The organism is Streptomyces sp. NPDC001985, assembly GCF_040296845.1.
Lineage (GTDB): Bacteria > Actinomycetota > Actinomycetes > Streptomycetales > Streptomycetaceae > Streptomyces.
This window is the reverse complement of the sequence record NZ_JBEOYB010000030.1, coordinates 1-16,316: the sequence shown is the minus strand read 5'-3', so window position 1 is coordinate 16,316 and position 16,316 is coordinate 1. Positions and strand designations below refer to the sequence as shown.

Sequence of the window (16,316 nt, the reverse complement as noted above, 5' to 3'; positions counted from 1 at the left end):
GGCCCCACCGGCCCGGCCCCGCCCGCTAGGCCGGGGCCTCCACGGCCGTGCCATCGGCCGCGCCCTCCACCGCGTCCGGGCCCTGGGCCTCCGCCACCCCGGGAGCCGCGCTGTCGGACTCCTCGCCGAAGCCCTCCTCCTCGTACTCCAGCAGGAACCCGGGCAGCCAGTCCTCCAGCTCATCCCGCAGCCGCACCGTGGCGTTGAGCTGGCAGAGCACCCCGATGGTGCTCAGCGTCACCCGGTGTATCAGCAGATAGGCCGGCGGCAGATTGAGCTGCTTGCCGAGCTGGTGGGCGGGGGAGCGGATGTCGGCGATCCGGGCGGCCTGGGCGCGCATCCAGCTCCGGGTGAAGGTGAACTCCTCCACCTCCATGGGTTCGATGATCGGGAGCAGATACTCCAGCACCGCGTCCGGATCGAGCTCTATCTCCTCCTTGACGAAGCCCTCCTCGCGCAGCACCTCGTACACCGCGTCGGCCTGGCCCTCCAGAGTCATCCGCAGACAGTCACCGATGGGCTCCGGCAGCCCGCCGGGCAGCCGGTCCACGGTGCCGAAGTCCAGCACCCCGAGGCGCCACCCCGGACCGTCCTCCTCGGGGAGCAGCCGGAAGTTCCCCGGGTGGGGGTCGGCGTGGAGCAGCCCGGTGCGCGCCGGGCCGGAGAAGAGGAAGCGGGCCAGCAGCTGACCGGCCCGGTCGCGCTGCTCGTCCGTGCCGTCGGAGATCACCTCGGCCAGCGGTATCCCGTCGATCCACTCCGTCACCAGCACCTGCTCGGACTGGAAGACCACATCCGGGACCAGCACATCGGGGTCCTCCGCGAACTCCGCGGCGTGCTCACGCTGTGCCTGGGCCTCCAGCCCGTAGTCCAGCTCCTCCGAGACCCGGTCGCGCAACTCGGTGATCAGCGGCTTGATGTCCATGCCCGGGATCAGCGGTCCCAGCAGCTTGGCGAACCGGCTGAGCTGTGTGAGATCGGAGAGCAGCGCCTCACCGGCCCCCGGGTACTGCACCTTCACCGCGACCTCGCGGCCGTCGTGCCACACCGCCCGGTGCACCTGGCCGATCGAAGCGGCTGCCGACGGCTTGTCCTCGAAATTCAGGAACAGCTCCCGCCACTCCTCGCCGAGCCGCTCCACCATCACCGCGTGCACGGTGCGCGTCGGCATCGGGGGAGCCGCTTCCTGGAGTTTGGTGAGCGCGGCCCGGTAGGGGCCCGCGACCTCCTCCGGGAGCGCCGACTCGAAGACGGACAGGGCCTGCCCGAACTTCATCGCGCCGCCCTTCAGCTCGCCCAGCACCTTGAAGAGCTGGTCGGCCGTGCGCTGCTGTAGCTCGCGGGCGACGATCTCCGCGGACTTGCCACCGATCCGCTTGCCGAGCCCCCAGGTGGCGCGGCCGGCGAACCCCAGTGGCAGGGCGGCCAGCTTGGCGGTCCTGGTGACCGCTTTCCGGGGAAGATCAGACATATGCCCCTCCAATTCCCAGCCAGCCGCGCCGAGGGCCTACCGCACCCGCGGCTCGACGACGGCGGTTACCCGGCCATTGTGTCGTGCGACGGTCCGAAGCCCGAGGTCCCCTGCCCCTCACTTCTCCCCGAGGCACCACACGCACAGCCCGCGTGCGGGGGAACCGGCCCGGACCGCCAGTCCAGCAGCGGCAGCGAGGTCTCCCAGCGGGCGCCGGTGCTCGCGGGCAGCTCCCCGTCGAGAAACGACAGCGCGTGGGCCGCCGCCGTGCCCGCGACCGCCGTCGCGAGGGAGAGCTCGCACGAGGGGGCGGGGGCCCGGCGCCCTCCCGAGCGCCACTGCGCCAGCAGCCGGGGCCACCCCGGATCGCGCTCGGCCCGGGCCAGCTCCAGACACCCGGCGCACCCCGTGCCGCCGGGCAGCACCAGCGGGCCCACCACCCCCGTACCCTCGACGACCCCCGCGTAGAGATGGGGAGTGCCGGTGGCGATCCACCCGGCGGCGAGCGCGGGATCGGGTGCGTGGGCCGCCAGCCCGTCGCGCGGGCAGACGACCACCAGGGACAGACCGGCCCCGCCCCGCCCGTCCCCCGCACCGCCTCCGGCGGGCCGCCTCGGCGGCGGCAGCGGCGCGCTCTCCCGCACCAGCCGTCCGGCCGCCGCATCGCGGCGCTCGCCGACCGCATCGGGCGGCAGCCCGCCGGGCGCCACGTCCCACGGCTCCGCGCGGCCTCCGTCCACCACCTCGACCCGCCCCACCCCGGCGGCCGACAGCAGTGCCGCGACCGCCGCGCCCACCCGACCCGCGCCCCGGACCTGGACGCCCATGGCGCGCCGGGCCGCCAGCCGCCGTATCCCGCCGCCCGGTTCCCGGTGGACCACGGAGAGCGCCGCGAGATCGGGGCGCAGCCGGTCGGCGGCGGCCGACCGGCCGCGCAGCGCCTCGGCGGCCGGGCCGCCGGCCGTCGGATCGTCCAGCAGGCCCGCCGCCGAGAACCGGCTCACCAGCGCGTCCACATGTCCGTCGGGCAGGCCCATCGCCCGGGCCTCCTCGCGCAGCAGCGGCAGCCCGCGTGTCCCGTCGAACAGTTCGAGCAGCGCGCCGGTCGCCGTGTCCACCGGCCCGACGGTCACCGCGTGCGCGGGCGTCACCCCGAACTGGACGGTCTGCCGCTCACGCCAGGCCCGCCGCAAGGCGGGTTTCAGCATCGGATGCATATATCCACTTCCCCCGTTTGTGCGTGTACAGAAGAGTGCTCCCGGATCTCCCCGTCGATCCGCTGTCAGAATGCACGCCCGCGCCGAAGCGGGTGAAAAGTTGTCCACAGGTCCTGGGTATTAGTCGTTCAAATGGTGCAGTCATGAAGTGGATCATGTCTGAACCGTTCCGGAGGCGGGACTTCCCCCGTGGTCAGCGGGTAACGTCGGGGCGTGTCCGTCGACCCGTCCCCCAGCGTCGCTGGGGAGACCCCGCCCCGCCCGTCCCGCGGATCGCGGACGAGCGCGGTCGAGGTCCGCAGAAGTGCGCGCCGCCGCCGAACGGTCTCCGCCTATCGGGAAGGAGACCGGACCATCGTGCTGATCCCCGCCAGGATGTCCGAGGCGGAGGAGCAGCGCTGGGTCGGTGTCATGCTCGACAAGCTCGCCGCCCAGGAGAGCAAGCGGATTCTCGGCGACAGCGAACTGGCCGAGCGCGCGGAACGGCTCTCCGCCCAGTACTTCGACAGCCGGGCGAGACCCGCGTCCGTGCGCTGGGTGACCAATCAGAACACCCGCTGGGGCTCCTGCACCCCCGCGGAGGGCAGCATCCGCCTCTCGCACCGCCTCCAGGGCATGCCCGAGTACGTCGTGGACTATGTGCTCGTCCACGAACTGGCCCATCTGCTCGTCCCCGGCCACGGCCCGCGCTTCTGGCGCCTGCTGGAGGCCTATCCGCGCACCGAGCGCGCCCGGGGCTATCTCGAAGGGATCATCGCCGCCGACCGGCTGCGCCACCCACCCGTCGCGGACGGAGAGTGACCGCGACGGAACGGAGGCGTCAGCGCTCTCCCGCCGCGTGTACCGAATGTGTCCCATCGGCTTCCGGGGCTTGGCTCAATGTAGTGGTCAACGGTTAGCCTGTCGCGACGTATTCGCATTCAGGGATGGGGGACGGTCGTTACGTATGGCCAGGGAATTCCAGCGCGGCCACAAGGCCAGGATCAGTGATCTCACGGCGGGAACGGATCTGTACGTCGGTGTCCAGATCTCATCTCCGGGACTGACCTTCGACATCAGCTGTTTCGGTCTCGACGCCCATGAGCAGTTGTCGGACGACCGCTACTTCATCTTCTTCAACCAGCCGAAGTCCCCCGAGGAGTCCATTCAGCTCCTGGGCGCGCAGGCCGGTGACACCGAGTCCTTCCGTGTCACGCTCGACGCCATTCCGGCGCACATCCACAAGCTCTCCTTCACCGCCACCCTCGACGGCGACGGCCAGATGTCGCGGATCGGCCCCGGATACATCCGGATCGTCGCCGGCGGCGAGGAGGTCGTCCGCTACCCCTTCGACGGCTCGGAGTTCACGACCGAGCGCGCGGTGATGCTGGGCGACTTCTACCTCAAGGACGTCTGGCGCTTCGCCGCCATCGGTCAGGGCTTCGACGGCGGCCTTGAGGCGCTGCTGAAGAACTTCGGCGGCGAGGTCGCCGAGGAGGAACCGGCCGCCCAGCCCCCGCCCCCGCCGGGGGCCGCGCCCGCCTTCGCCCCGCCCCCGGCCGCTCCGGCCGCCCCCGTCCCGCCGCCCGCGCCCTCCTTCGGCGCGCCCGTCCCGCCGCCCGTGGTGCCCGCTCCCGTGCCGCCGGTCCCGCCCGCGCCCACCGTCGTCGTCCCACCGGCCCCGCCCGGCGCCATGGCCCCGCCCCCGCCGTTCGGCCAGGTGCCCGGCCCGGCGGTGGCACCGCCGGGCCCGCCCGCGCCGTTCGGCGGGCAGGCCCCCGCTCCCTACGCGCAGCCCCCGGGCGCCCCGCAGGGAACCGCCCAGGCCCTTCCGGCGGCCGGCCCCGGGCTCCAGGCGGCGCTCCAGCCGTACCGGGAGAGCCCCACCGGTCAGCGCTGGACCCTCCAGAGCCAGCACCTCATGCGCGTGGAGATGGCCATGGGCGGCTCGGCCGTCCTCGCCCGCCACGGCAGCATGGTGATGTACCAGGGCAAGGTGGACTTCAGCCACAAGGGTGCCGGGTTCGTCGGCCGCAGGATCGGCAACGCCACCGGCCAGGAGATGCAGCTGATGCGCTGCACCGGCCGGGGGCAGGTCTTCCTCGCGGAGGACGCCGCGCATCTGCACCCCATCGAACTCCAGGGCGACGGCATCTGTGTCTCCGCGGAGAACGTCCTCGCCTTCGACGAGGACCTCCAGTACGAGATCCGCCGCATCGAGGGCCACGGCATCCCCGGCGGCGCGCTGTTCACCATGCAGTTCACCGGCACCGGCACCGTGGTCGTCAAGACCCACGGCACCCCCGTGGTGCTCCCGGTCACACCGACCACCTTCGCCGACGCCAACGCGGTCGTCGCCTGGTCGTCCGCCTCCCAGGTGATCCTCTCCAGCCAGGTCAGACTGCGCCGCCACTCCTACCCGGGGCACAGCGGCGAGACGGTCAACCTCCAGTTCCGGGGAGCCCCCGGCAACTTCATCGTCGTCCAGCCCTACGAGGTCTGAGGGAGCCCGAAGAAATGAACCAGCAACTCGTGGGCTATGCCCCGACCCCCGTCGTGGCCCGGATGGAGAGCCACGGCCGCACCATGCTCAAGGTCGCCATGGCCACCGGCCAGGACCTGTTCGCCCGCACCGGATCGATCGTCTCGTACGAGGGCTTCATCCAGTACGAGCCCAATCCGCCCGCCGCCCGCCAGGCCGCGGCCCAGTGGGTGACCGGCGAGGGCTCGCCCGTCATGAAGTGCTCCGGAGACGGACTGCTCTATCTCGCCGACTACGGCGCCGATGTGGTCGTCGTCAGCCTCAACAACGAGTCGATATCGGTCAACGGCACCAATCTGCTCGCCTTCGACGCCCACCTCCAGTGGGGCGTCGAGAAGGTCAAGGGCCTCGCCAAGCTCGCCGGCCAGGGGCTGTGGAACGTGGAGATAGCGGGCACCGGCTGGGTCGCCCTGACCTCGCGCGGCACCCCCATCGTCGTCGACTGCGGCCGGGGCGACGACGAGACCTATGTCGACCCGGACGCTCTGGTCGCCTGGTCGCCGAATCTGAAGGTCAAGGGCAAGCGCAGTTTCAAGGCCTCCTCCCTGATGGGGCGGGGCAGCGGCGAGGCCTTCCAGATGGCCTTCTCGGGCCAGGGCATCGTCGTCGTACAGCCGAGCGAGGACAGCACCGACCGTCTGCGCGTCCGGGGCTGAGGGGGAGCGGAGAACACCATGCAGAGCCCACTTTTCAACCACGGGGAACAGCAGTCCCAGGAGCGCTATGTGCTCCAGAACCCGCAGCTTCTGCGCGTCTCGCTCACCGGCCACGACGACGTCCTCGCCCGCAAGGGCGCGATGGTCGCCTACCAGGGGCTGATCGACTTCGACGGTGAGTACGAGTCGGCGGGCCGCCGCCGGAGCCGTGCGAAGACCGGCGAGGGCCTGGATCTGATGCGCTGCTCCGGGCAGGGCACCGTCTACTTCGCCAACCTCGCCCAGTACGTCCATGTCGTGGAGGTGGACCGGGAGGGCATCACCGTCGACAGCGACTACGTCCTGGCGCTGGACTCCGCGCTGCACACGGAGGTCATCGCCGTGGACAGCCAGTACGGGATCTCCGGATCGGGGAAGTACCAGCTGAACATCAGCGGACAGGGCAAGGTCGCGCTGATGACCTCGGGCCAGCCGTTGATGATGCAGATCACACCGGACAAGTACGTCAATGTCGACGCCGACGCGATCGTCGCCTGGTCCACCCCGCTGCGGGTGCAGATGCAGTCCCAGACCCACTCCTCCAGCGTGGTGCGGCGGCGCGGCAGCACCGGAGAGGGCTGGGAGCTGAACTTCCTCGGCCAGGGCTTCGCGCTGGTGCAGCCCAGCGAGGTCATGCCGCCGCAGAACGCGCAGATCGGCGAGGGGCTGCGCGGCCAGTTCGGCAACGACGGCCAGAACCGGGACAACTCCTGGAACTGACCCGCGACAGCACGGGTAAGGGGCGGCCTCCCTGGAGGCCGCCCCTTACCCGTGCTGGGTGGGCCGGGTCGTTCCGGCCGGTGCGCTACAGCCGGGCGAGCGTGCGCTTCAGCAACTGGACGACCGAGTCGTCGGCCACCTCGGCCACCTCGTCATAGCCGTACCACTTCAGATCCAGCGACTCGTCACTGATCGCCGCGACCGAGCCGGCCGGGGCCAGCGCCGCGTACTGCACATCCAGGTGCCAGTGGCACGGGGCCGGGATCGGATGCCGGTCCAGCCGCACCGGGCCGCCCGCCAGCAGCGTCAGCCCGGGGATACCGGACTCCTCCGTGGCCTCGCGCAGCGCGGCGCCCGCCACGGTGGGGTCGCCGGGCTCGCAGTGGCCGCCCATCTGGAGCCACATACCGAGCTTCCGGTGCAGTGTCAGCAGCACCTGACCGCGCTCCGGGTCGATCACCAGCGCGCTGGCGGTGAGGTGGCCGGCCCCGCAGGCCTTCCACATCCCGTCGGCGTGGGCGGCCAGGTGGTCCAGATACCGCTGCCGCAGCTCCGGCTGGGCGCCGTAGCCCCTCAGGGTCCGTACGGCGTCGTCGCGCAGGCTCACCGGCCGGGGCCGTCCTTGCCGTCCTTGTCATCGCGGCCGTCGTCCCCGCCCGTGCCCTCGTCGCCCTCCGGGGCGCCGGAGTCCTTGCCGCCGTCCGTCTTCCCGGAGGCTCCGGAGCGCTTCGACGCGGCCTCGCCGAGCATCTTGTCCAGCTCGGAGAAGTCGAGGTGCTCGCGGTGGACGAAGCCGTCGGGGTCGTCCAGGTCCGTGGCCGTCGGCAGCATGTCGGGGTGCTCCCACAGGGCGTCCCGCCCGTCGACGCCGCGGGCGTCGGTGAGCGAGGCCCACAGCCGGGAGGCGTCCCGCAGCCGGCGCGGACGCAACTGGAGACCGATCAGCGTCGCGAAGGTCTGCTCGGCGGGGCCACCGGAGGCGCGGCGCCTGCGCAGGGTCTCCCGCAGCGCCCCGGCGGCCGTCAGCCGGGTCGAGGCGGCCTCGTGCACCACCGCGTCCACCCAGCCCTCGACCAGCGCCAGGGCCGTTTCGAGCCGGGCGAGCGCCGCCTTCTGCTGAGGCGTGTCCTCGGGCTGGAACATGCCCTGCTGAAGAGCTTCCTGGAGCTGCTCGGGATGGGCCGGGTCGAACTGCCCGACGACATCCTCCAGCTTGGTCGTGTCGACCTCGATCCCCCGGGCATACCCCTCGACCGCGCCGAAGAGATGGGACCGCAGCCACGGGACATGGGCGAAGAGCCGCTGATGGGCCGCCTCGCGCAGCGCCAGATAGAGCCGGACCTCCTCCTTCGGCACACCGAGGTCCTTGCCGAGCAGCTCCACGTTCAGCGGGAGGAGCGCTGCCTTGCCGGCCGGGCCGAGCGGCAGACCGATATCGGTCGACCCCACCACCTCGCCCGCGAGCACGCCCACGGCCTGTCCGATCTGCTGGCCGAACATCGCGCCGCCCATGGAGCGCATCATGCCGATCAGCGGGCCCGCCATGGCCTGCATCTCCTCGGGCAGCACACCGCCCATCGCCATGCCGACCCGCTCGGCGACCGGATCGGCGAGCTGCTGCCAGGCGGGCAGGGTCTGCTCGACCCACTCGGCCCGGCTCCAGGCGACGGCGGTGCTCGCGCCGGAGGGCAGCGAGGTCGCGCCGTCCAGCCAGAGGTCGGCCAGGCGCAGGGCCTCCTCGACCGCGGTGCGCTCGGCCGGGCCCACGCTCTCGTCCTTGCTGCCGTCCGCCGTGCCCTGGGAGACCGTCTGGCGGGCGATCTGCTTGGCCATGTCCCAGTTCACCGGGCCGCCCTCGTAGCTCAGCATCTGGCCGAGCTGCTGGAAGGCGGCGCCCAGGTCATTGGGGTTCAGGGAGCCGAACATGGCGGCGAAGGGATTGTCCCCGCCGCTGTCCCCGCCACCGAACCCGAAGGGATTCTGCGGGGAGGAGCCACCGGCGCCGTGGCCACCGCCGGCGGGATCTTTCTTCTTGCCCTCGTCGCCGTTCTCCGGCTCCTCCGGCGGAAGGCCGAATCCGAATGGGGTGTCACTCACGGGTTTCCTCGGCTCGTAGGGCCGCCGGCTCCGGGCCGGCGGCGAATGCCCGACAACACTCCCAGCGTAGACACCCGGGCCCGCATCCGGGCTCGGTGCTCCGCCGACTCGTGGCCTGGGGCAGGATGGACGCCACCTGGTACGTACGCGTCATACGCTCACGTACTGAAGACAACCGCTGGAGACGCCTGGTGAGTTCCCCAGATCCGCAGGTTCGCGGAGCGCGAAACCGCTCAACCCCGCCCCCCGGCGACGGTCCCGCAGGCCGGGGCCCCGTCATCGCGGTCACCGGCGCCGCCACCGGCATCGGAGAGCTGCTCGTCCGGCAGCTGGCCGATTCCGGCGAGGTCAAGCAGGTCATCGCCATCGACGAGCGCCGAGGGGAGGTCTCCGAGGCGCGGTGGCACATCCTCGACGTACGCGACCCGGCCATCGCCGAGAAGCTGCGCGGCGCGGATGTGGTGGTGCACCTGGCGCTCGACCTCGATCTGGAGGCGGACGCCGCCGCCCGTACCGCGTACAACGTACGCGGTACGCAGACGGTGCTGACCGCCGCCGCGGCGGCCGGGGTGCACCGTGTGGTGCTCTGCACCTCGGCCATGGTCTACGGAGCCCTGCCCGACAACGACCTCCCGCTGTCGGAGGACGCCGAGCTGCGGGCCACGGCCGAGGCCACCGGAGTCGGCGACCTCCTGGAGATCGAGCGGCTCGGCCGCCGGGCCCCGCGCGCCCACCCCGGGCTCAATGTGACGGTGGTGAGACCCGCCGTCCTGGTCGGCGGCACCGACACCGCCCTGACCCGCTACTTCGAGTCACCGCGCCTGCTGGTGGTCGCCGGTTCCCGTCCCGCCTGGCAGTTCTGCCATGTCGACGACCTGGTGAGCGCGCTGGAGTACGCGGCCCTGGAGAAGGTCGAGGGCGAGCTGGCCGTCGGCTGCGACGGCTGGCTCGAACAGGGGGAGGTCGAGGAGCTGAGCGGTATCCGGCGCATGGAACTGCCCTCGGCGGTCGCCCTGGGCGCCGCCGCGCGGCTCCACCGCATCGGGCTCACCCCGTCGCCCGCGGGCGACCTGGCCTACACCATGCATCCCTGGGTGGTCAGTGTGAGCCGGCTCCATGACGCGGGCTGGCGTCCCCGGTGGACCAATGAGGAGGTCCTCACCGCCCTTCTGGAGGAGGTGGAGGGCCGGCACACCCTCGCGGGCCGCCGCCTCGGCCGCAAGGACGCCACCGCGGCGGGAGCCGCGGGCGCCACGGTCGCGCTGCTCGGCACGGCCGCCCTGGTGCGCCGGGCCCGCAAGGCGCGGCGCCGGCTGTAGCCGACCCGGGCCGCGCCCGCCGTCCCCGGGCCGCACCCCGGCGGGCGCCGGTCCGGGCGGGCCGTCCATCGGGAACGCCTCTGACCTGCGTGCTTTCCGCGCTGTCAGTGGCGTGCGGCACGATGGACCCATGGGCAACAGATACGACCACCCGGGTGAGCAGGCCGCGCCCGACCCGATCCGGCTGCTCGCGGTCCGTGACACCCCTCTCTCGCTCGATGAGGTCTTCGCGGCGGTCGGCGACGACTCGGCGGGCGGCACCGCGCTCTTCGTCGGGACCGTCCGCGATCACGACGGCGGTGCGGGCGTCGACACCCTCGGGTACTCCAGCCATCCGACCGCCGAGGCCGAGATCCGCCGAATAGCCGAGCGGGTCGCGGCGAAGTTCCCGGTGCGGGCCCTGGCGGCCGTCCACCGGGTGGGGGATCTGCGGGTCGGGGATCTGGCCGTCGTCGTGGCGGTGGCCTGCGCCCATCGGGGGGAGGCCTTCGAGGCCTGCCGCCAACTGATCGACGACCTCAAGACCGAGGCCCCGATCTGGAAACACCAGACATTCAGCGACGGCACAGAAGAGTGGGTGGGCGCGTAGCGCCTCGTAAAGGGGTGGTGGTCGGGTGACGGTGTGGGCGGGTGGGCGCGTAGCGCCTCGTAAAGGGGCGGTGGTCGGGTGACGGTGTGGTCGGGCGGGCGCGCGGCACCCCCGTGCAAGGAAGCCCCTGCCTGGTCGCTCGGCGCCGTCGTTCGGGGGACGGGGCGCGGTTGAAACCCGAAGCGCACCCAAGCGCCCCGATTTGCGTAACCGCCCCCCTGCCATGAGCGTTGAACTGGCAGATGGCTAATCTGCTGATCACTCAGTTGGGTTCCGCTTGTGGGGTAGGGAGGTCGCGATGGCAGCACTCGCCTGGTTGTTGATTCCGCTTTTCGCTGTTGTCGGTGCAGCGATATGGGGAGGCTGGGCCTCACGGAACCGGACCACCGGGGACGTGGCCGAGCTGGCCGGATACGCGCGGTTCCGCGACGCGATGGAGAAGGCGGACTCCGGCAACAGCCCCGCGAAGTAGCTTCGCCGCGCACGCCGCTCCGGCCCTCCCGCCGCCCGTTGTGAGGCGCTGTTGACCAGCCCCCCGGACGGACCGGCCCCGACAGTGCATTGACAGACATGTCCCGTACTGTCGTTCCATGCCACGCCGCACCGCGACGATGCTCGCCTCCACTCTGATCTTCATCGCGTTGCTCTGTGCCGGGGTGCTCATCCCCGTGCCGTACTCCGAAATGTCTCCCGGGCCGACGGTCAACACGCTCGGCGATGTCGACGACGAGCCGGTTCTGCGGGTCTCCGGGCGCAAGACCTACCCGACGACCGGTCATCTCAATATGACGACGGTCCGGGTCACCGGTGCGGAGTACCGGATGAATCTCGTCGAGTCGGTCTACGGTTGGCTGGCTCATGACAATGTCGTCGTCCCGCACGAGACGCTCTACCCGGACGGGAAGACGGAGCAGCAGTCGACGCAGGAGAACGCCGAGGAGTTCACCCAGTCGCAGGAGAGCGCGAAGGTGGCGGCGCTCAGGCAGCTGAAGATCCCGGTGCGGACGCAGACGGTGGTGTCGACGGTGGTCAAGGACACCCCCGCCGAGGGCCGGCTGCACGCGGGCGATGTGATCCGGGCCGTCGACGGCACCGCGGTCGAGGAGCCGGAGGACGTGGCCAAGCTGGTGACCCGGCACAAGCCCGGTGAGGACGTGGTGTTCACCGTCGTCCCGGCGAAGGAGGCCACCGCCGCGGAGAAGGCGGGCAAGCGGCCCACCGGGACCGAGAAGGTCACGATCACCACCGCGAAGTCGGAGAGCGGCGACCGGGCGATCGTGGGTATCCAGGCCGGGACCGATCACACGTTCCCGTTCACCATCGACATCAATCTCGCCGATGTGGGCGGTCCGAGCGCGGGTCTGATGTTCGCGCTGGGTCTGGTCGACAAGCTGACCCCGGGGAATCTCACCGGCGGCGAGTTCGTGGCGGGCACCGGCACGATCGACGACCAGGGTGAGGTGGGTCCGATCGGCGGCATCGAGATGAAGCTCGTCGGCGCGCGGAAGGCCGGGGCCGAGTTCTTTCTCACGCCGAGCGACAACTGCGCGACGGCGGTGTCGGACATTCCCCGGGGTCTGACCCTGGTGAAGGTCGACACCATGGCCGACGCGGTCACTTCGATGGAGAAAATCAGGTCGGGCGAGACGGCGGGGCTGCCGAGCTGCTCGGCCCGGTGAGCCGGAGCCCGGGCCCCGCGGGGGACCCGGGGCCCCGGGCCCCCGCCCGTGGTCAGCCCGCGAAGGTCGCCGAGAGCGCCTCCGCCAGCCCCGGCACCAGGTCCGAGCCCGTCAGGACCTCCTTGGGGGAGTCCTTCTCGCGCAGTCGCAGCGCCGACTCACGGGCGCCGTCGCGCAGCACCGCCACGGTCATCCGGACCTCCTGACGGTCCGGGTGGCTCGCCACCCAGTCGGTCAGCGAGGCGTCGTCGAGCCCCTTGGGCACGGACGCCTCCGCCGAGGCGGGCAGCATCTGGCGCTCCACCGTGAGCGCGCAGCCGACCACCGCGTCCGGCCAGGCGATGGTGGCGAGGAATTCGTCGAGCGCGGCACCCGCGGGGATCTCGTCCTGCTCGATGGGGGTCAGCGGCGACCCCGCTTCATCGCTGTCGAGGCCGAGCTGAGTGGCGAGGCCGGGCTCCTGGGTGCGCAGCCGGGCGGTGTCGACCAGCGCGAAGAGCCGGGCGGGCTGGTCCCAGCCGAGCCCCGACGCGTACTCGTCGATCTCCAGTACGGCACGGGTGAGCGGGCTGGCGGCGATGGGGCCCGGACCGGAGGGTGTCTGGCCGGAGCCCCCGGAGGAGGGGGTGGAAGGGGAAACATTGGACATGCCCAATATCCTGCCTCCTTCCGGCCCCGATATGGGAACTAGGTAAAGCCTCGGTAAGTTGCATCAGTGGGGCTCTAGGATCGCGGGGCCCGTCTGACAGACCGCGAAATATCTCCACAACCGCGAACTTCGAGGTGCGCACGTTGGCTTTCCAGATGCCGGACCGCGGCGGAGGCCCCCCGACCGGGCCACGGATCAGAGTGGGCCGGCCGTCCCGGCGTGTCCGCACCCTGCTGATGACACTGGGCGTGCTGGCGGTCCTGGCCATGGCATTTGTCATGTTTGCCGGGTTCTGGACCGACTGGCTCTGGTACCGCTCCGTCAACTACTCATCGGTGTTCACCACCACCCTGTGGACCAAGATCGGCCTCTTCGCCGTCTTCGGTCTCCTGATGGCGGCTGCCGTCGGGGTGAACATCTGGCTCGCGCACCGGCTGCGCCCGCCGCTGAGCGCGATGTCGCTGGAGCAGCAGAGCCTGGACCGCTACCGGATGGGCATCGCCCCGTACAAGAAGTGGGTGCTCCTCGCGATCACCGCTCTCGTCGGGCTGATCGCCGGAGCCTCCGCCACCGGCCAGTGGCGTACCTGGCTGATGTGGGTCAACGGGGTGCCCTTCGGTCAGAAGGACCCCCAGTTCCAGATGGACGTGGCGTTCTACGCGTTCGATCTGCCCTGGTACCGCTTCCTCCTCGGCTTCGGTTTCGCCGCGGCCGTCCTCTCGCTGATCGCCGCCGCGCTCACCCACTATCTGTACGGCGGGCTGCGGATCACCAGCCCCGGCGCGCGGGCGACCGGCGCGGCCACCGGACACCTGTCGGTGCTGCTCGGCCTCTTCGTGTCGCTGAAGGCGGTGGCGTACTGGCTGGACCGGTACGGCCTGGCGGTGAAGTCCAGCGACTTCAAGGCCACCGGAAACTGGACCGGCCTGCGGTATGTGGACGCCAACGCCTATCTCCCGGCGAAGACGATCCTCTTCTGCATCGCGGTCATCTGCGCCGTGCTCTTCTTCGCGACCCTGTGGCGCCGCACCTGGCAGCTGCCGATGATCGGCTTCGGACTGATGGTGCTCTCGGCCATCCTGATCGGCGGCCTCTACCCGGCCATCGTCCAGAAGTTCCAGGTCCAGCCGAACGAGCAGGCCAAGGAGAGCCCGTACATCCAGAAGAACATCGATGCCACCCGCAAGGCGTACGGCATCGACGGCGCCAAGCCCGAGGACTACGCGGGCAAGGCCGATCCCGGGCAGAAGGCCAAGCAGCGCGAGGACGCCAACACGGCGGCCAGCTACCGCGTGGTCGACTCGAATGTCGTCTCGCCGGCCTTCCAGCAGCTCCAGCAGGAGCGGAAGTACTACCAGTTCCCGAAGACGCTGGACGTCGACCGGTACACCGGCCCCGACGGAAAGCCGCAGGACACGGTCATCGGTCTGCGTGAGCTGGACATCACGGGTATCCCGAAGCGGAACTGGATCAACGACCACTTCACCTACACCCATGGCTACGGCGCCATCGCGGCCAAGGGCACCAGCGCGGTCACCGACCCGACCGAGGGCACCGTGGGCTCGCCGGACTTCACCGAGTCGGGCATGCCCACCAAGGGGCAGCTCAGCGAGGACAATCCGGACAAGAAGTACGAGCAGCGGATCTACTACGGCGAGAAGACCGAGCAGTACTCGATCGTCGGCGGCCCGCAGAAGGAGCTGGACTACGAGGCCAGCACCGGGCCCACGAAGTACACCAGCTACCAGGGCAAGAGCGGCGTCAGCATCTCCAACACGCTGAACCGCGCCGCCTACGCGGTGGCCTTCGGCGAGCCGCAGATCCTGTACTCGGGCGCCGTCGGCGAGGGCTCGCGGATTCTCTACAACCGCACGCCCAAGGAGCGCCTGGAGGCCGTCGCGCCCTGGCTGACCATCGACGGCGACGCCTACCCGGCCGTGGTCGACGGACGCATCCAGTGGATCGTGGACGCCTACACCACGAGCAACGGATACCCCTACGCCTCGCGCACCACGCTCGGCGACACCACGACCGACTCGCTGACCACCAACCAGCGCGCGGTCGTCGCCCAGCAGAACCAGGTCAACTACATCCGCAACTCGGTGAAGGCGACCGTCGACGCGTACGACGGCTCGGTGAAGCTCTACCAGTGGGACACCCAGGACCCCGTCCTGAAGACCTGGATGAAGGCCTTCCCCGGCACCGTCAAGGCCAAGGGCGAGATCTCCGACGAGCTCCGGTCCCACCTGCGCTACCCGCAGGACATGTTCAAGGTGCAGCGCGAGCTGCTCACCCGGTACCACGTCACCGAGCCCGAGCAGTTCTACAGCGGCAGTGACGCCTGGCAGGTCCCGGACGACCCGACGAACAAGAAGGACACCAGTGCGGTCCCGCCGTACTACCTGAGCCTGAAGATGCCCGGCGAGAAGGAGCAGAAGTTCTCGCTGACGACCACCTTCACCCCCGCCGGACGCCCCAATCTGGGCGCCTTCATGGCGGTGGACGCCGATGCCAACAGCAAGAGCTACGGCTCGATAAGGCTGCTGAGAGTCACGGAGACGGTCCAGGGCCCGTCGCAGGTGCAGTCCGAGCTGAACGGTGTCCCGGAAGTCGCCACCTTCGTGCGCGACCTCAGAGGCACCGACTCGGACATCGAGTACGGAAATCTGCTGACGATCCCCCTGGACGGCGGGTTCCTGTACGTCGAACCGGTCTACGCCCGGGGTGGCAGTGCCAACTATCCGCTGCTGAAGAAGGTGGCCGTCGCCTACGGCGGCGGGAAGCCGGTCTTCAAGGACAGTCTGTCGGAGGCGCTGGACGCGGCCTTCGAGCAGGAGGGCACATCGCCGCCGCCACCGTCCGAGGACGAGGGCACCACCAATCCGCCGCCGAAGCCGCCGGCCGAGGGTGACACCTCGCTGGAGGGCGCCATCAACGACGTCCTGAAGGCTCACGAGGACGCCGACGCGGCGCTCTCCGAGAACCCGAAGGACTGGGGCGCCTACGGCAGGGCCCAGGAGGACCTGGACGCCGCGCTGAAGCGGCTCGCGGAGGCCGAGGGCAGACAGAGCCCTTCGCCCTCCCCGTCCAAGTCGTCCTAACGCCGTACGGGGGCTGGTGCGGGCAGCGGGCGAAGCCCTCGTGGCAACGCCTCTGAGCAGGCAACATCCCGCGTCGTGATAGTGTGTGAACACAACGACGCGGGGTGGAGCAGCTCGGTAGCTCGCTGGGCTCATAACCCAGAGGTCGCAGGTTCAAATCCTGTCCCCGCTACTGAAATCGAAGAGGGCCCAGCGGACGTCCTGGAGCGTCACGACGTTCGCCGCCGACGCGCTCGTCCGCGCGACCACGACGGACCC

Annotated in this window: 14 protein-coding genes and 1 tRNA gene; 10 read left to right on the top strand and 5 right to left on the bottom strand. The window is 70.7% G+C overall.

Annotation, left to right across the window (positions count from 1 at the left end; translation table 11 throughout):
- Positions 1–25: 25 nt before the first annotated feature.
- Together ABT122_RS15655 and ABT122_RS15650 are read right to left on the bottom strand one after the other, a co-directional pair.
- The gene (locus ABT122_RS15655) at positions 26–1,471 is read right to left on the bottom strand and encodes an ABC1 kinase family protein (protein WP_351551200.1); all 1,446 of its coding nucleotides are present in this window, start codon (positions 1,469–1,471) and stop codon (positions 26–28) included.
- Between the two features lie 65 nt (positions 1,472–1,536).
- On the bottom strand, positions 1,537–2,688 hold the full coding sequence (locus ABT122_RS15650) for a ThiF family adenylyltransferase (RefSeq protein ID WP_351551197.1): 1,152 nt from the start codon (positions 2,686–2,688) through the stop codon (positions 1,537–1,539).
- A 213-nt stretch (positions 2,689–2,901) separates the two neighbouring features.
- On the opposite strand from ABT122_RS15650, the gene ABT122_RS15645 reads away from it, so the two are divergent.
- The 4 genes from ABT122_RS15645 to ABT122_RS15630 all read left to right on the top strand — a co-directional run bounded on the left by ABT122_RS15645 (position 2,902) and on the right by ABT122_RS15630 (position 6,624).
- A complete protein-coding gene (locus tag ABT122_RS15645; RefSeq protein ID WP_351551194.1) occupies positions 2,902–3,489 on the top strand; it encodes a M48 metallopeptidase family protein in 588 nt (195 codons plus the stop codon).
- Positions 3,490–3,634: 145 nt separating this feature from the next.
- Complete coding sequence (locus tag ABT122_RS15640) at positions 3,635–5,170, top strand: TerD family protein (protein WP_351551191.1); 1,536 nt, start codon at positions 3,635–3,637, stop codon at positions 5,168–5,170.
- A 14-nt stretch (positions 5,171–5,184) separates the two neighbouring features.
- Positions 5,185–5,865 (top strand): AIM24 family protein, encoded by a 681-nt coding sequence (locus ABT122_RS15635; RefSeq protein ID WP_351551188.1) that lies wholly within the window; start codon positions 5,185–5,187, stop codon positions 5,863–5,865.
- Between the two features lie 18 nt (positions 5,866–5,883).
- Positions 5,884–6,624: an AIM24 family protein gene (locus tag ABT122_RS15630; RefSeq protein WP_351551186.1), complete on the top strand. Its 741-nt coding sequence runs from the start codon at positions 5,884–5,886 to the stop codon at positions 6,622–6,624.
- 85 nt (positions 6,625–6,709) lie between these two features.
- Here ABT122_RS15630 and ABT122_RS15625 read toward each other — a convergent pair whose 3' ends face one another.
- Both ABT122_RS15625 and ABT122_RS15620 read right to left on the bottom strand, forming a co-directional pair.
- The gene (locus ABT122_RS15625) at positions 6,710–7,231 is read right to left on the bottom strand and encodes an NUDIX hydrolase (protein ID WP_351551183.1); all 522 of its coding nucleotides are present in this window, start codon (positions 7,229–7,231) and stop codon (positions 6,710–6,712) included.
- Positions 7,228–8,721, bottom strand: a complete 1,494-nt coding sequence (locus ABT122_RS15620; RefSeq protein ID WP_351551180.1) for a zinc-dependent metalloprotease — start codon at positions 8,719–8,721, stop codon at positions 7,228–7,230. The genes ABT122_RS15625 and ABT122_RS15620 overlap by 4 nt, the downstream gene beginning before the upstream one ends.
- A gap of 191 nt (positions 8,722–8,912) precedes the next feature.
- Between ABT122_RS15620 and ABT122_RS15615 the strand changes: the two genes are divergently transcribed.
- The 4 genes from ABT122_RS15615 (at position 8,913) to ABT122_RS15600 (ending at position 12,308) form a co-directional block, all read left to right on the top strand.
- A complete protein-coding gene (locus tag ABT122_RS15615) occupies positions 8,913–10,040 on the top strand; it encodes an SDR family oxidoreductase (RefSeq protein WP_351551177.1) in 1,128 nt (375 codons plus the stop codon).
- A gap of 130 nt (positions 10,041–10,170) precedes the next feature.
- A complete protein-coding gene (locus ABT122_RS15610) occupies positions 10,171–10,629 on the top strand; it encodes a molybdenum cofactor biosynthesis protein MoaE (protein WP_351551175.1) in 459 nt (152 codons plus the stop codon).
- Between the two features lie 298 nt (positions 10,630–10,927).
- Positions 10,928–11,101 carry a hypothetical protein gene (locus ABT122_RS15605; protein WP_351551172.1) on the top strand — a complete coding sequence of 58 codons (174 nt, stop codon included), beginning with the start codon at positions 10,928–10,930 and terminating at the stop codon, positions 11,099–11,101.
- Between the two features lie 118 nt (positions 11,102–11,219).
- Positions 11,220–12,308, top strand: coding sequence for a YlbL family protein (locus ABT122_RS15600; RefSeq protein WP_351551170.1), 1,089 nt, complete (start codon positions 11,220–11,222; stop codon positions 12,306–12,308).
- Positions 12,309–12,360: 52 nt separating this feature from the next.
- Here ABT122_RS15600 and ABT122_RS15595 read toward each other — a convergent pair whose 3' ends face one another.
- Positions 12,361–12,957, bottom strand: coding sequence for a PPA1309 family protein (locus tag ABT122_RS15595; RefSeq protein WP_351551167.1), 597 nt, complete (start codon positions 12,955–12,957; stop codon positions 12,361–12,363).
- A gap of 155 nt (positions 12,958–13,112) precedes the next feature.
- On the opposite strand from ABT122_RS15595, the gene ABT122_RS15590 reads away from it, so the two are divergent.
- Entirely contained in the window at positions 13,113–16,058 is a 2,946-nt protein-coding gene (locus ABT122_RS15590; protein WP_351551370.1) for a UPF0182 family membrane protein, read from the top strand.
- A gap of 98 nt (positions 16,059–16,156) precedes the next feature.
- Positions 16,157–16,230, top strand: a tRNA-Met gene (locus ABT122_RS15585).
- Positions 16,231–16,316 lie beyond the last annotated feature (86 nt).

What these genes read in the sequence shown, in the direction of transcription:
- ABT122_RS15655 (WP_351551200.1), bottom strand. Translation starts at nt 1,471, where the DNA reads ATGTCTGATCTTCCCCGGAAAGCGGTCACCAGGACCGCCAAGCTGGCC.
- ABT122_RS15650 (WP_351551197.1), bottom strand. Translation starts at nt 2,688, where the DNA reads ATGCATCCGATGCTGAAACCCGCCTTGCGGCGGGCCTGGCGTGAGCGG.
- ABT122_RS15640 (WP_351551191.1), top strand. Translation starts at nt 3,635, where the DNA reads ATGGCCAGGGAATTCCAGCGCGGCCACAAGGCCAGGATCAGTGATCTC.
- ABT122_RS15635 (WP_351551188.1), top strand. Translation starts at nt 5,185, where the DNA reads ATGAACCAGCAACTCGTGGGCTATGCCCCGACCCCCGTCGTGGCCCGG.
- ABT122_RS15630 (WP_351551186.1), top strand. Translation starts at nt 5,884, where the DNA reads ATGCAGAGCCCACTTTTCAACCACGGGGAACAGCAGTCCCAGGAGCGC.
- ABT122_RS15610 (WP_351551175.1), top strand. Translation starts at nt 10,171, where the DNA reads ATGGGCAACAGATACGACCACCCGGGTGAGCAGGCCGCGCCCGACCCG.
- ABT122_RS15605 (WP_351551172.1), top strand. Translation starts at nt 10,928, where the DNA reads ATGGCAGCACTCGCCTGGTTGTTGATTCCGCTTTTCGCTGTTGTCGGT.
- ABT122_RS15600 (WP_351551170.1), top strand. Translation starts at nt 11,220, where the DNA reads ATGCCACGCCGCACCGCGACGATGCTCGCCTCCACTCTGATCTTCATC.
- ABT122_RS15595 (WP_351551167.1), bottom strand. Translation starts at nt 12,957, where the DNA reads ATGTCCAATGTTTCCCCTTCCACCCCCTCCTCCGGGGGCTCCGGCCAG.
- ABT122_RS15590 (WP_351551370.1), top strand. Translation starts at nt 13,113, where the DNA reads ATGCCGGACCGCGGCGGAGGCCCCCCGACCGGGCCACGGATCAGAGTG.